Genomic DNA, 14,129 nt, shown 5'->3' on the forward strand with positions numbered 1-14,129 from the left:
ACTGCGGCGGTTCGCCCGCCGCGAGTGGGGCCCCATGTTCCGGACCGTCCGGGACGCCCTCGTCCGCGACAGGTGGCGGGCCGTCCCGATGACCCTCGGCGCGGTCTGCCTGACCTCGGTGTTCCAGATCGTGCAGAACACCTCGTGGGGCTTGCAGCCGGTACAGAACCTCGGGTCGGTCAAGGCCGTGGACCCGTTCTGGCTGGCCCTGCTGCGCACTCCCCTGTCGCTGTTCGTCCCCGCCCTCGACCTGCCGGTGTGGGGGGCGCTCGCGCAGATGCTGCTGGTGTTCGGCATCGCGGAGATCTGCATCGGCCGGCGGCGCACCCTGGTGATCGGCTACCTCGCCACCCTCGCCGGGACCACGTACGCGCGCATCGGCATCGCGCTGGGCCCGGACCACCCCTTCGGCCTGCCGGTCTCCGACCGCATCGTCAACGACACCGGGCCGTCGGCGGCCGTGGTCGGCCTCGCCGTCTATCTCTGCTGGCGCCACCGGGCGTACCTGACCGGCGCCCTGGTGATCCTCGCGATGATCGGCGAGGTGCTGGTCAAGAACAACCTCGCGGGCAAGGAGCACCTGGCGGCCATCGCCGCCGTCATGGCCGTGTGCGTGGTCCGGGCCCGCTGGGGCCCGGTGCGCTCCCGCGTCCCGGTGGGGCAGGGCCCTCCGCCCTGAGTGGCGTCCCGGCAGGCCGTACCGTATCGGGGTGACGACAGACCTCGGGCGGTTCGCCCCCACCCGGCAGTGGATGCGGGCGCATCCACTGGCCACCGACGCCGTGCTGGCGTTCGGCGCGCTCGTCGCCATGGTCGTCGGCTCCTTCGCCGATCCGCACGGGCCGCACGGGCCCACCTTCGGGACGCGCACCCCCGAGCCCTTCTCCCTGCTGCTGATGCTGCTCGGGTCGGCCGCGCTGGTGTTCCGGCGGCGGCAGCCGATCGCCGTGCTCGCGGTGACCTGCGGGCTGTCGCTGCTGGAGCTCACCACCGGGGAGCCGCGGGCGCCCGTCGCCATGTGCACGGTGATCGCCCTGTACACGGTGGCGGCCCTCACCGACCGGCCGACGACCTGGCGGATCGGGCTGCTCACCATGGCGGGCCTGACCGGTGTGGCGATGCTCGCCGGGCCGCTGCCCTGGTACGCGCAGGAAAACCTCGGGATCTTCGCCTGGACCGGCATGGCCGCGGCCGCCGGGGACGCCGTGCGCAGCCGGCGGGCCTTCGTCGACGCCATCCGGGAACGCGCCGAACGGGCCGAACGCACCCGCGACGAGGAGGCCCGCCGACGGGTCGCGGAGGAGCGGCTGCGGATCGCCCGGGACCTCCACGACGTGGTGGCCCACCACATCGCCCTCGTCAACGTGCAGGCCGGAGTGGCCGCACACGTCATGGACAAGCGCCCGGACCAGGCCAAGGAGGCGCTGGCGCACGTACGGGACGCCAGCCGGTCGGCGCTGAACGAGCTGCGGGCGACCGTCGGCCTGCTGAGGCAGTCCGGAGACCCGGAGGCGCCGACGGAGCCGGCGCCGGGGCTGGGCGTCCTCGACGAGCTGGTGGACACCTTCCGGCACGCCGGGCTGCCGGTGAAGGTGATCGTCCAGCTGGACTGCGGGACGGGGCCGCTGCCGGCCGCTGTGGACCTGGCGGCGTACCGGGTGATCCAGGAGGCGCTGACCAACGTCCGCAAGCACGCGGGGCCGGGGGCGCGGGCCGAGGTCAGCGTGGTCCGGGTCGGCCCGTCGGTGGAGGTGACCGTGCTCGACGACGGGGGCACGGAGCCCGCCGACACCGAGCCGGGCGGCGGCCACGGCCTGCTCGGCATGCGGGAGCGGGCCACGGCCCTGGGCGGCTCCTGCTCCACGGGGCCCCGCTTCGGCGGCGGCTACCGCGTCCACGCCGTCCTGCCGTGGGCCTGAACGCCGCCCCATCGGGCCTCGCCGGCGGGGCCGACGTCGGCTACGGGCAGGTTTTGCGCCAGGCGTCGAGGTCGTAGCGCTTCTGGATCGAGCTGAGCTTCAGCGTCTTGGACCGTGTGCAGAAGCGCGACGTGGACAGTTCGTACTCCGCGTGGAAGACGGCCTTGCCCGCTTCGACGAAGGGGGTCAGCCGCTCGCACTCGTCGTACTGCGCGCACTGCTCGTTGACCGCGAAGTCGAAGTCGCCCACGAGCTGGGGGATCTGGTCGAGGTCGTTCTTCAGGCCGACCGACATGCCCCGGTCGTGGGCGAGCTTCGCGATCAGCCGGTTGTAGCGCAGTTGGTCGTCGGCGGTGAGCGGGAAGCCGGTGGTGTTCTTGTAGCCGTCCATGTTGTCCGGCTCGACCGCGTCGAAGCCCTTGTCCCGGCACATGTCGAACCGCTTGGCCATCAGCGGTTCCAGTTCCGCCACGCGCCGGACGTCCAGCCAGCGCTCCCCCTCCCAGCCGTTGCCCTTGCCGAGGAGGTCCCGGGGGAAGGCTGCCGCGTCCGGCCGGAAGTCCTCCCACGCGCCGGTGGAGAGGTAGCAGATGGTCTTGCGGCCGGCCTTCTTCAGGGCGGCGACCTGTTCCTTGGTGGTGTTGAACCCGTCGACGTCGTACACGGGTGCCTTCACCGAGGTGTCGAGCCTGCCGGTGAGCTGCCACTGCCAACCGGTGCCGGGCGGGGGCTGCCAGCGTTGTCCGGGGGCGAGTTCCGGCCAGCGGTGGGGTGCGTCGTCGTCGTCCGGTTCGGCCGTACAGGCAGCGAGCAGCAGGAGGGGCAGGACCAGCAGGAGCCGCAGCGGGCGGGACGTCCTCATCCCGCCGTCTCCAGGGCGTACGGGAGGGCGCCCCACGGGTGCGGGCCGGTTCCGGGGACGGCGCAGTGCACGCCCGCACCCCGCTGGGCGGCCAGTTCCCCGGCGAGCCGGGCCGCGATCTCCCCGGGCGGGACGCCGTAGACGAGGTGGCAGAACCGCTGGGCGGGGTGGTCGGCCGTCCAGGGCGGTGGCGCCTGCGCGTCCCGGTAGGCGTCCCAGGGCCCCTCGAAGGTGACGAGCAGGTCGGCGAGTTCCACGTAGCCGGGGTGCGGGTGGGCGCCGTGGTTGAGGACGAGGGTGCGGGCGCCGGCGGCCCGGGCGGCGACCGTGAGCCGCCTGTAGTGCGGGAGCAGTTCGGGGTCGGCGCAGGCCTGGTCGAGGAAGGCCCCGTCGGTGGCGTACCAGTCACGGTGGCGCAGCAGGTCCTGCACCACCGCGGCGTGCGGGCGCCGCCCGTAGTCGGTGTCGACGTATCCCAGTACGGGTACGCCGGCGTCCCGGAGCCGCTCGGCGACGAGCGCGAACCGCTCGTCGCGGGCGGCGCCGGGCCCGCTGTCGGGGTTGAGCACCACCGAGTGGAGCAGCTCCGCGCAGCCGATCAGCCGTTCCCAGGCGTCGGGCCGGTCGGCGGGATGCTCGTACAGGGGCACCAGCAGCATGGGGTCCTTCCTCTCGTGTGTCATCGGTGGGCGGTCGCGCGGCCGAGCAGCAGGCAGACCAGGAGGGCCAGGGCGGCGGCGGCCGTGCCCGCCACGGCCAGCTGGACGACCCGGGGCTGGCCCAGCCCGGTCAGCAGGGCCAGGCTCTGGGCGACGGCGGCCGAGGCGCAGACGACGGCCGCGGGCCGGACGGCTCCGAAGGACTGCAGGAGCAGTCCGCTCCACATCACCGCCCCGAGGAGCAGCAGGGTGGCGACGCGGACCCCGGTGAGTCCGGGGGCTCCGGGCCACAGCAGGGTTCCGCTCACGCCGAGCGCCAGCAGCACCGCGAGGTAGATGCCGAGGCAGCGGGTGAGGGTGGCGAGCATCCGGCGCCGGAACTGGCGGGGTGAGCGGGCTCCCTGGAGCCCGGAGAGGGTGCCGCTGCGGAAGCGGTGCAGGAGCCATTCGGCGGGGCCCATGCTGAGGGTGAGGGCCACCGCCGACGGGGCTGCGACGGCCTCGGCGGGGCCTCCGGCGAGTACCTCGCCCAGGGCGGCGTAGAGCACGAGCAGGCCGGTGCCCAGGCCGAAGACGCCGAAGGGCACCGAGTCCCCGAGCCGGGGCCCGCGGGGGGTGTACTCCTCCTCGGCTCCGCGCAGCATCTGCCAGCGCACGGGGCCGACCCGGGCGGGGCGGCGGGCCGACCGGTCCCGGATCCGGCGCGCGGCCGTCCGGAGCCCGTCGGCCAGCGGGAGTTCCCGGACGGCCAGGGCGCAGGCGGCCAGCAGGGACACCAGCAGGAGGGCCACCCGTACCGGTACGGGCAGGTCGACCAGGAGGACGGTCCCGGCCCCGGCGGCCATCGGGGCGAGGGCGGCGAGGAGGACCCGTTCCCGGCCGAGGACCAGCAGGACGGTGGCGGCTCCGACGTAGAGGGCCTGTCCGGCGGCGAAGGCGTAGGAGAACGGCGGCCCGCCGGGTACGGACAGGGCCGCGGCGGTGCCCAGCAGTGCTCCGGCGGGGGCGCCGACGAGCAGGGTCCGCCCGGCGGCGGCCCGGTCGCCGAGTCCGAGCCAGGAGTAGGCGCGGTGGGACAGGGCCTGGTCCCAGACCCAGCCGATGAGCGCGCCGGCGAGCAGGGTCAGCGTGCCGGCGGGCAGTCCGAGGCGGTCCGGCGGGCCTTCGAGGAGGGGTGCGCCCAGGAGGTAGGCCAGGCCGGGCAGGGCGAAGATGACGCCGCGCAGCAGGCAGGCGGTGAGGGAGACCTTCCAGGGGTCGGGGGCGGGCCCCGGCTCCGGGAAGGAGCGGGGGACGCGGGCGTAGAGCTCCTCGGCGAGGGCGAAGGAGTCGTGGCGGCCGTAGGTGAGCCGGATGTACTCGTCCGTCATGCCGTCGGATTCGAGGACGGCGGCGATCTCGTCGGGGTGGACGGCGGAGGCGATGAACGCGTCGAGGCGTTCGGCGAGTTCCTCCATCGGGTCGGCGGCGGGTCCGGGGCCGCCGGCGCGCTGCCGGGGGATCGCCGGGAGCGTTGCGGAGTCCGGACCGGGGGGTTTGAGCCAGAGGGATCCGCTCACCAGACCCTGCCTTCCCCGGATTCCGCCTGGGGGCGTCCCATCGCCGCGAGTTCGCGGTACCAGGGGTCGGCGAGCCGCTGGGTCCAGGCGTCGCCCGCGTGGACGGGCAGGACGGGCTGGCCGGCGAGTTCCCGGTAGATGTGCCGGAAGCCGTCGACGGACTGGTGGAGGGTGAACTTCTCCACGACCCGTCGGCGGGACATCCGGCCGAGCTCGGCGCGGCGTTCGTCGTCGCGGAGCAGGGCGAGGGTGGCGCGGGCCATGGTCTCGGGTTCGCGGGGCGGGACGACGAGGCCTGTGTCCCCGACGGCCTCGCGGACCCCGCCGACGTCGGTGGAGACGGTGGTGCGGCCGCAGGACATGGCTTCGATGATGCTGAAGGGGAAGCCCTCGCTGATGGAGGAGAGCATCACGATGCTGCCGGCCGCGTAGGCCCGGGCCACCTTCTCGATGCGGCCCTCGTAGGTGATCCCGTCGGTCACGCCGAGTTCGGCGGCGAGTTTCTCCAGGCGCAGCTTGTAGTTCTCGCAGCCGGCCGGGACGGGGCCGAAGAGGCGCAGCCGCAGGGCGGGCATCTCCTCGCGCATGAAGGCGTAGGCCCTGATCAGGGTTTCGAGGTCCTTGATCGGGTCGATGCGGCCGCACCAGCTGAGGGTGGGCACGTCCGGTTCGGGGCCGGCCTCGGGGAAGGCGTGCGGGTCCACGCCGTTGTAGACGGTGCGGATCCGTGTCGCGTCGGCGCCCCCGCGTTCCTCCCAGCGGCGGTTGTACTGGTTGCAGGGGGTGATCAGGTCGGCCTGGCGGTAGCCCTCGGTGTTGAGCTCGCGGTAGAAGCCGAGCATCAGCGCCTTGACGGGCCAGCGCTGTTCGGCGGTGCGGTAGCCGAGGTAGCGCTCGCGCAGGTAGATGCCGTGCTCGGTGAGGAGGAAGGGCACCCCGTCGAGGTGCTTGGCGGCGAGGGCGGGAAGGGTGGCGAGGCCGCTGCTGACGGCGTGGGCGACGCTGTCGGGCGGGATGCGCACCGCGAGCGGACGCAGGGCGTGCTCCAGCAGGTCGGTCGCGGTGAGGGCGTCGTGGATGGTGGGCGCCGCCTCGGCGGTGGAGAGCCCGGGCCGGGTCCAGACGTTCATCAGGAGGCGCAGAACCGATTCGGAGCGCAGGGCCGGGGCGAGTTTCCCGGCGCGGGCCAGGACGGCCAGTTCGCGCAGGGCCTCGGAGAAGGTGCGGTCGTCGGGGTCGGCCGACGGGTGGAGCAGGGAGAGCAGGAAGCTCTCGTAGACCTGTGTGAAGCGGCGGTGGGCCCTGCCGCGCAGCGCCGACCGGCGGCCGCGTCCGGGCGGCGGGCCCCAGAGCGGGACGGCGGTGTGCCGGTAGATGTTGCGGGGCAGTTCCCAGGTGACCGGCTCCCGGCCGGAACCGGTCAGGGCTATGACGTTGAAGTCGACCTCCGGCATGCCGCGGACCAGTTGGTCGCACCAGGTGCTGACGCCCCCGTGAACGTGTGGATAGGTGCCTTCGGTGAGCATGGTGACATGACGCCCATGACTCATGCGGTGTGTCCCCCCAGGACGGAAAAGGGGCCGGCGCCCGTCGGGATCGCGGAGCGCCGGCAGTAGGTGTTACCGGTGGTGGTCGATGGGTGGGTCAGCTGGGCAGCTTGAGCGTGACGGCGCTCTGCAGCAGCTCGGGGCCGGTCCAGGCGGAGCGGTTGCCGGCGTAGGCGGTGCCGAAGTCCGCCGAGCCGAGCAGCATCTGCTTCTTGGTGCCGTTGGGGGCGGTGACCGGGGCCACGACTCCGGACGGCGCCTTGATGGTGACGTCGTTGCCGATGCGGTAGGCCGTGACCTTGCCGTCCGCGAGCGCCTTGTCCCAGGCGGCGCGGCGCTGCAGCTCGACGCCGGTGTCCTTCATGGACTGGTTGACGATCGGCGCGCTGGGTGCGTAGAGGGCGCGGTAGGTGTCGAGGACCTGGTTGAGCACGGGGTAGAGGGTCCGGTCCTCGGCGAGGTTGGACTGGTGGACGTAGTGCGGCCGCGGGTCGTTGGCCAGGACGTGCCGCAGGGCGGTGCGGGCCTCGGCCGGGACGATGTGCTCCAGGTAGCCGGTGTTGACGTCCAGCGGGGCCGGCAGGCAGGTGGACGTCGCCGGGTTGTCCTCGCACACGCCGCTCCCGCCGTGGGCGCGGCTGGTGTAGATCCAGTTGTACTCGTCGGCCATCTCGGCGTTGGTGCCCGTGTTGTAGTACACGTTCATCGGGTGCCGGGGGACGGTGAGGGTCGAGCCGATCGTCCGCTGGGCGGGCTCGCGGGAGTTGTCGCTGCCGGCCCACTTGACCCCGTTGTCGGCGAGGGCGCCGGCCAGGTTGGGGTTGTCCACGGGCTGCTGCGGGGCGGTCTTCAGGCCCGAGTGCTCGCCGGTGACGAGCTCCGACCGGTCCAGGGTGATGCCCTTGGAGGCGGCCCAGTTGTTGTTGTCGCGGATCTGGGCGGAGATCTCGGCGCGGCTCATGTACTGGACCGCGCCCTGGGCGTTCTTCGTGCAGGTCCACGGGATGGTCGTGGTGTCCTGGACGCAGCCGAGGAAGGGGTGGGTGTAGGTGTGGTTCATCCACCGGTACTTGGCGCGGTCGGCGACGAGCTGGGCGGTCAGCGCGTCGACGCCGCCGTTCTCGGCCTTCCACTCCTCGCCGGCGCCGCCGTTGAAGAGCATGTCCAGCTTGAAGTTCTTGGAGGTCTGCCACTGCGCCGCGTACACGGCGTCGGCGGCGCTCATCCGGATGGTGCTCTCCTGGCCCTCGCCGCCCGGGCAGGCGTAGTCGCCCGGCGTGCAGTTCAGATCCTTGTTCCAGCGGGCGTCGGGGGCGAAGACGTCGTCGACGTGGACCGCGAAGTAGTTGCGGCTCTGGCCGAGGTGCACCCCTTGCGTCAGCCAGTCGACGATGCCGCGGGCGAGCAGCCGGAACTGCTGCTGGTGCTGGTTGTAGCCGAAGGTGACGACCAGTTCGCTGCGTCCGTCGTGCGTGTACTCGCCCACGAGGGAGGCCCGGCCGGAGCCGACGGGCGCGTCGATGTAGCTGGTGTAGCCGGGGCGCGGCCTGGCCATGTAGCCGTAGCTCTCGGGGACGAGGGCGGAGTTGTCCTCGAAGGTGACCTGCCCGCCGAGGTAGGCGAAGGGGCCTGCCTTGCCGGCGGTGGTGACGGCGGCCTGGGTGCCGTCGAGCTGGCCCGCGAATCCGCCGTTGTCGGTGTATTCCAGCCCGACGCCGGGGTGGGCCCAGGTGTAGGCGTCGACCTGGCGGATCCCGTACGCCGTCTCGTAGGCGGTGAGCGCGGCCATCTCGGCGGAGCCCTCGCCGAAGGGGTTCTCGTTGGGCAGGACCACGCCCTGGTACTTGGCGCGCGGCCGGCCGTCGACCGTGTCGCTGAGGAACGCCGCGTTGATGACCGGGCGGCCCGCGCTGCCCAGCTGGACGCGGGTGTAGGGCACTCCGGTGTCCCGGAGTTCCGCGGTGATCGCCTCGACGGAGCTGCCGCCGTCGTCGACGACGAGCACCTTGAGGTCGATCCGCGGTGGTGTCGCGGCCGCCTGGGCGGTCGCGGCGGGTACTGCCACGGACACCAGGGCGGCCGCGGCCATGGCGGCGGCCAGCCTGTTCATCCGGTTCTTGTTGACCATTTCGGCCTTTCCCCCCGCAGGCATCCCTCGACACGGCCCTTGGCGGTCGGCCGGGCCGGGGAGGCGCTGTGGAAATCATGCAAAGGAACCCCGCGTCCCCTTGCGAGAGCGGACCGAGTCTTTCGGACCTCGTCAGGTCTACGGGGCAAACCTGGAGCAGAGTCCACGGATGGGTGAACCCGGCGGCTTCTTGATCGAACAACTTGCCAAACCTTCGAGTGACGTACGGGCGAGCCCGTGCGCGTAGGCTCCTTTCAGGCGGCCGTCGGGCCCCGAATACGATCGCCACGGATGGCCGTCCACCCACTCGGCCCACACACACAAACGGAAGCGAGACTTCACCACCGTGACTGCTCTGACTCTCAGCACTGCCGGCGCGGCGACGCTGCGCGCCGACGCCCTCGTCGTCGGTGTCGCCAAGGGCCCCAAGGGTGCGATCGTCGCCGCGGGCGCCGAGGCCGTGGACAAGGCGTTCGACGGCAAGCTCGCCGGTGTCCTCGACGCACTCGGCGCCTCGGGTGCCGAAGGCGAGGTCACCAAGCTGCCGGCCCCGGCGGGCCTCAAGGTCCCGGTCGTGCTGGCGGTGGGGCTGGGCTCCGTCCCCGAGAAGGACGAGTCGTTCGACGAGGAGGTGCTGCGCCGGGCCGCCGGCGCCGCCGCCCGCGCGCTGCACGGCAGCAAGAAGGCCGGCTTCGCCCTGCCGCTGGAGGACGCCTCCGCGGTCACCGCCGTCGCCGAGGGCGCGCTGCTGGGCGCGTACGCCTTCACCGCCTACCAGGGCGGCGAGAAGAAGGCCGGCAAGGAGAAGGACTCCGGTCCGAAGCAGCCGCTCGCCGAGGTCGCCCTGCTGGGCGCCAAGCCGCGCGACAAGGAGCACAAGGCCGCCGCCGAGCGTGCCGCGGTCGTCGCGACCGAGGTCAACGTCGCCCGCGACCTGGTGAACACCCCGCCGAACGACCTGACCCCCGAGGCCTTCGCCGCGGTCGCCTCCGCGGCCGCCAAGGAGAACGGCATCAAGGTCCAGGTGCTGGACGAGAAGGCTCTGCTCAAGGGCGGCTACGGCGGCATCATGGGCGTCGGCAAGGGCTCCGAGAACCTGCCGCGCCTGGTGAAGCTCACCTACACGCACCCCAAGGCGGAGAAGACCCTGGCCTTCGTCGGCAAGGGCATCACCTACGACTCGGGCGGCATCTCCCTGAAGCCGGCCGGCCACAACGAGACGATGAAGTGCGACATGGCCGGTGCCGCCGCCGTCTTCGCCTCCGTCGTCGCGGCCGCGAAGCTGGGCCTGCGGGTCAACGTCACCGGCTGGCTCGCGCTCGCCGAGAACATGCCGTCCGGCTCCGCCACCAAGCCCGGCGACGTGCTGCGCATGTACAGCGGCAAGACCGTCGAGGTCCTCAACACGGACGCCGAGGGCCGCCTGGTCCTCGGTGACGCGCTGACCAAGGCCTCCGAGGACAACCCGGACGCGATCGTCGACGTCGCCACCCTGACCGGCGCGATGGTCCTGGCCCTCGGCGACCGGACCTTCGGGATCATGTCGAACGACGACGCCTTCCGCACCTCGATCCACGAGATCGCGGAGGAGGTCGGCGAGTCCTCCTGGCCGATGCCGCTCCCCGCCGAGCTGCGCAAGACCATGGACTCCCCCACCGCCGACATCGCGAACATGGGCGTCCGCATGGGCGGCGGCCTGGTCGCCGGCCTCTTCCTCCAGGAGTTCGTCGGCGAGGGCATCACCTGGGCCCACCTCGACATCGCCGGCCCGGCCTTCCACGAGGGCGCGCCGCACGGCTACACCCCCAAGGGCGGCACCGGCTCGGCCGTGCGCACCCTGGTGCGGCTGGCCGAGCGTACGGCCACGGGCGACCTCGGCTGACGCACCCGGTGTGACGCGTGACGCACCCCGGGACCCGGCGGGCCCCGGGGTGCGTTCAGCCGACAACGAAATCCGTAGGTTCCTACGCAGCGGTAACCCCGGCTTGGGAGAGAACGCCCTCTCACAACGTGGGCCCGGCGTCCCGCGTTCCCCCGACAAATGCGAAGATGGGTTCTCGGCAGGACAGGGCCCCCACCACAGGGCCGAAGAAACAGCGGCCGATTACCAGCCGCCGCCCGGTCACAGAGGACCGGTGCCCGGCGCACATGCATGGAGGACGTGACGTGGCGAACGACGCCAGCACCGTTTTCGACCTAGTGATCCTCGGCGGTGGCAGTGGCGGTTACGCCGCGGCGCTGCGCGCATCCCAGCTGGGTCTGGACGTTGCCCTGATCGAGAAGAACAAGCTCGGCGGCACCTGCCTGCACAACGGCTGCATCCCCACGAAGGCTCTGCTGCACGCGGGTGAGATCGCGGACCAGGCGCGCGAAGCCGCCCAGTTCGGCGTGAAGGCCACCTTCGAGGGCATCGACGTCGCGGGTGTGCAGAAGTACAAGGACGAGGTCATCTCGGGCCTGTACAAGGGCCTGCAGGGCCTGGTCGCCTCCCGCAAGGTGACGTACATCGAGGGTGAGGGCCGCCTTTCCTCGCCGACCTCCGTCGACGTGAACGGCCGGCGCATCCAGGGCCGCCACATCCTGCTGGCGACCGGCTCCGTGCCGAAGTCCCTGCCGGGCCTGGACATCGACGGCAACCGCATCATCTCCTCGGACCACGCGCTGGTCCTGGACCGCGTGCCCGAGTCCGCGATCGTCCTGGGCGGCGGCGTCATCGGCGTCGAGTTCGCCTCGGCGTGGAAGTCCTTCGGCTCCGACATCACCGTCATCGAGGGCCTCAAGCACCTCGTGCCGGTCGAGGACGAGAACAGCTCCAAGCTGCTGGAGCGCGCCTTCCGCAAGCGCGGGATCAAGTTCAACCTCGGCACCTTCTTCGACAAGGCCGAGTACACCGAGAACGGCGTCCGCGTGACGCTGGCGGACGGCAAGACCTTCGAGGCCGAGGTGCTGCTGGTCGCCGTCGGCCGCGGCCCGGTCTCCCAGGGCCTGGGCTACGAGGAGCAGGGCGTCGCGATGGACCGCGGCTACGTCCTGGTCGACGAGTACATGCAGACCAACGTGCCGACGATCTCGGCCGTCGGCGACCTCGTCCCGACCCTCCAGCTCGCGCACGTCGGCTTCGCCGAGGGCATCCTGGTCGCGGAGCGTCTGGCCGGTCTCAAGACCGTCCCGATCGACTACGACGGTGTCCCGCGCGTCACCTACTGCCACCCCGAGGTCGCTTCCGTCGGCATCACCGAGGCCAAGGCCAAGGAGATCTACGGCGCGGACAAGGTCGTGGCCCTCAAGTACAACCTGGCGGGCAACGGCAAGAGCAAGATCCTGAAGACCGCGGGCGAGATCAAGCTCGTCCAGGTCAAGGACGGTGCCGTGGTCGGCGTCCACATGGTCGGTGACCGGATGGGCGAGCAGGTCGGCGAGGCCCAGCTGATCTACAACTGGGAAGCCCTGCCGGCCGAGGTCGCGCAGCTCATCCACGCGCACCCGACCCAGAACGAGGCGCTCGGCGAGGCCCACCTGGCCCTGGCCGGCAAGCCGCTTCACTCGCACGACTAGTTCGTCCCGGGCGCGACGACCACTTCCGCACTTTCGTAAGGAGCAACAGAAACCATGTCGGTTTCCGTAACCCTTCCGGCGCTCGGCGAGAGCGTCACTGAGGGCACTGTCACCCGCTGGCTGAAGGCCGAGGGCGAGCGCGTCGAGGCCGACGAGCCGCTGCTCGAGGTCTCGACCGACAAGGTCGACACCGAGATCCCGTCGCCCGTCGCCGGCATCCTGGCCTCCATCAAGGTCGCCGAGGACGAGACCGTCGAGGTCGGCGCCGAGCTGGCCGTCATCGACGACGGTTCCGGCGCCCCGGCCGCCGCCGCGGCCCCGGCCGCCGAGCCGGCCGCCGCTGCCGAGGCCCCCGCTGCCCCGGCTCCCGTCGCCGAGGCCCCCGCTGCCCCGGCTCCGGCCGCCGAGGCGCCGGCCGAGGCTGCCGCCCCGGCCGCCTCCGGCACGGACGTCGTGCTGCCCGCGCTGGGCGAGTCCGTCACCGAGGGCACCGTCACCCGTTGGCTGAAGGCCGTCGGCGAGTCGGTCGAGGCCGACGAGCCGCTGCTCGAGGTCTCCACGGACAAGGTCGACACCGAGATCCCCGCGCCGGTCTCCGGCACGCTGCTGGAGATCGTGGTCGGCGAGGACGAGACCGCCGAGGTCGGCGCCCGTCTGGCCGTCATCGGCGTCGCCGGTGCCGCCCCGGCCGCTGCCGCCCCGGCCGCCGCACCGGCCCCGGTCGAGGCCGCTCCGGCCCCGGCCGCCGCTCCGGCTCCGGCTCCGGCCGCCGCGCCCGCTCCGGCCCAGCCCGCCCCGGCCGCCGCTCCGGCTCCGGTGCAGGCTGCCGCCCCGGTGGCCGCTCCGGCTCCGGTGGCCCCGGCTCCGGCCGCCGCCCCGGCCGCTCCGGCCGCGGCGCCGGTCTCCGCCGGTGACGAGGGTGCGTACGTGACCCCGCTGGTGCGCAAGCTCGCCTCGGAGTCCGGCGTGGACCTGTCCGCGGTCTCGGGCACCGGTGTCGGTGGCCGGATCCGCAAGCAGGACGTCCTGGCCGCCGCCGAGGCCGCCAAGGCCGCTGCCGCCGCTCCGGCGCCGGCTGCCGCTCCCGCCGCGAAGGCCCCGGCCGCCGCGGTCTCCGAGCTGCGCGGTCAGACGGTCAAGATGACCCGCATGCGCAAGGTCATCGGCGACAACATGATGAAGGCCCTGCACTCGCAGGCGCAGCTCAGCTCCGTGGTCGAGGTGGACATCACCAAGATCATGAAGCTGCGCGAGAAGGCCAAGGCCGGCTTCCTCGCCCGCGAGGGCGTCAAGCTGTCCCCGATGCCGTTCTTCGTCAAGGCCGCTGCCCAGGCGCTGAAGGCCCACGCGGTCGTCAACGCCCGGATCAACGAGGACGAGGGCACCATCACCTACTTCGACTCGGAGAACATCGGCATCGCCGTCGACTCCGAGAAGGGCCTGATGACCCCGGTCATCAAGGGTGCGGGCGACCTCAACCTGGCGGGCATCTCCAAGGCGACCGCCGACCTGGCCGCCAAGGTCCGCGGCAACAAGATCACGCCGGACGAGCTGTCGGGCGCGACCTTCACCATCAGCAACACCGGTTCGCGCGGTGCGCTGTTCGACACGGTCATCGTGCCCCCGAACCAGGTCGCCATCCTGGGCATCGGTGCCACGGTGAAGCGCCCGGTGGTCATCGAGACCGCCGAGGGCACCAACATCGGCATCCGCGACATGACGTACCTGACCCTGTCCTACGACCACCGTCTGGTGGACGGCGCGGACGCGGCCCGGTACCTCACCGCGGTCAAGGCGATCCTCGAGGCCGGCGAGTTCGAGGTCGAGCTCGGCCTCTGAGCCGAACGGCTTGTAACCAGCCTCACTGTCGGCGCCCCCGTCCGGGATACTCCCGGGCGGG

Annotated in this window: 10 protein-coding genes; 5 read left to right on the forward strand and 5 right to left on the reverse strand. The window is 72.3% G+C overall.

Annotated features, from left to right (window positions below):
* Position 1: 1 nt before the first annotated feature.
* A complete protein-coding gene (locus tag AVW11_RS38145; RefSeq protein ID WP_076046911.1) occupies positions 2-679 on the forward strand; it encodes a hypothetical protein in 678 nt (225 codons plus the stop codon).
* A 73-nt stretch (positions 680-752) separates the two neighbouring features.
* Positions 753-1,919, forward strand: a complete 1,167-nt coding sequence (locus AVW11_RS33525; RefSeq protein ID WP_030849291.1) for a sensor histidine kinase — start codon at positions 753-755, stop codon at positions 1,917-1,919.
* Between the two features lie 40 nt (positions 1,920-1,959).
* On the opposite strand, the gene AVW11_RS33530 is transcribed toward AVW11_RS33525, so the two are convergent.
* The 5 genes from AVW11_RS33530 to AVW11_RS33550 form a co-directional block, all read right to left on the reverse strand.
* The gene (locus AVW11_RS33530; RefSeq protein WP_076046912.1) at positions 1,960-2,781 is read right to left on the reverse strand and encodes an endo alpha-1,4 polygalactosaminidase; all 822 of its coding nucleotides are present in this window, start codon (positions 2,779-2,781) and stop codon (positions 1,960-1,962) included.
* Entirely contained in the window at positions 2,778-3,464 is a 687-nt protein-coding gene (locus AVW11_RS33535; RefSeq protein WP_030849285.1) for a spherulation-specific family 4 protein, read from the reverse strand. Before AVW11_RS33535 ends, AVW11_RS33530 begins: the two co-directional genes overlap by 4 nt.
* A complete protein-coding gene (locus tag AVW11_RS33540) occupies positions 3,461-4,999 on the reverse strand; it encodes a hypothetical protein (protein ID WP_076046913.1) in 1,539 nt (512 codons plus the stop codon). The genes AVW11_RS33535 and AVW11_RS33540 overlap by 4 nt, the downstream gene beginning before the upstream one ends.
* A complete protein-coding gene (gene pelF, locus AVW11_RS33545) occupies positions 4,996-6,549 on the reverse strand; it encodes a GT4 family glycosyltransferase PelF (protein ID WP_076046914.1) in 1,554 nt (517 codons plus the stop codon). Before pelF ends, AVW11_RS33540 begins: the two co-directional genes overlap by 4 nt.
* 94 nt (positions 6,550-6,643) lie before the next feature.
* Positions 6,644-8,674, reverse strand: a complete 2,031-nt coding sequence (locus AVW11_RS33550; protein WP_076046915.1) for a hypothetical protein — start codon at positions 8,672-8,674, stop codon at positions 6,644-6,646.
* A gap of 346 nt (positions 8,675-9,020) precedes the next feature.
* Between AVW11_RS33550 and AVW11_RS33555 the strand changes: the two genes are divergently transcribed.
* From AVW11_RS33555 to sucB, 3 genes are all read left to right on the forward strand, one after another.
* On the forward strand, positions 9,021-10,556 hold the full coding sequence (locus tag AVW11_RS33555; RefSeq protein WP_030849277.1) for a leucyl aminopeptidase: 1,536 nt from the start codon (positions 9,021-9,023) through the stop codon (positions 10,554-10,556).
* A 284-nt stretch (positions 10,557-10,840) separates the two neighbouring features.
* Positions 10,841-12,229 (forward strand): dihydrolipoyl dehydrogenase, encoded by a 1,389-nt coding sequence (lpdA, locus tag AVW11_RS33560; protein WP_030849274.1) that lies wholly within the window; start codon positions 10,841-10,843, stop codon positions 12,227-12,229.
* Positions 12,230-12,283: 54 nt separating this feature from the next.
* Entirely contained in the window at positions 12,284-14,068 is a 1,785-nt protein-coding gene (sucB, locus tag AVW11_RS33565) for a 2-oxoglutarate dehydrogenase, E2 component, dihydrolipoamide succinyltransferase (protein WP_076046916.1), read from the forward strand.
* The last annotated feature ends 61 nt before the right edge of the window (positions 14,069-14,129 follow it).

The organism is Streptomyces amritsarensis, from assembly GCF_001953875.1.
GTDB lineage: Bacteria > Actinomycetota > Actinomycetes > Streptomycetales > Streptomycetaceae > Streptomyces > Streptomyces amritsarensis.